This window comes from Bifidobacterium simiarum (genome assembly GCF_002802905.1).
Lineage (GTDB): Bacteria > Actinomycetota > Actinomycetes > Actinomycetales > Bifidobacteriaceae > Galliscardovia > Galliscardovia simiarum.
The window spans coordinates 1-320 of record NZ_PEBK01000028.1; the positions used below are offsets into that span (position 1 = coordinate 1).

Annotated in this window: 1 rRNA gene; it reads right to left on the reverse strand. The window is 61.9% G+C overall.

The features are described from left to right. A 5S ribosomal RNA gene (rrf, locus tag CSQ87_RS10665) occupies positions 1 to 61 on the reverse strand; the annotation flags it as partial. Between the last annotated feature and the right edge of the window lie 259 nt (positions 62 to 320).

A 320-nucleotide genomic window follows, 5' to 3' on the forward strand; every position in this document is an offset into this window, starting at 1 on the left:
AGGCCTTAGCTTCCGGGTTCGGAATGGGACCGGGCGTCTCACCTGGGCCATGACCGCCGCAAATCTTCGATTAACACCCACAGGGACAAGCCCCGAGGGCGGGATCGTGGCCGATTGGGAACCGGACAGCGGACGCGAACAACAAAGCCGTTGACGTTCTGATCGCAGAATTGACCGAAAGCGCTCCGTGTTGAACGGCAACCCACCGGACCGGCAACGGTCCCGCAACCCCAAAGGGTTGGATGTGTGATTGCCCTTCCCCCGTTAGTACCGGTCAGCTCCACCCCTCGCAGGGCTTCCACATCCGGCCTATCCACCAC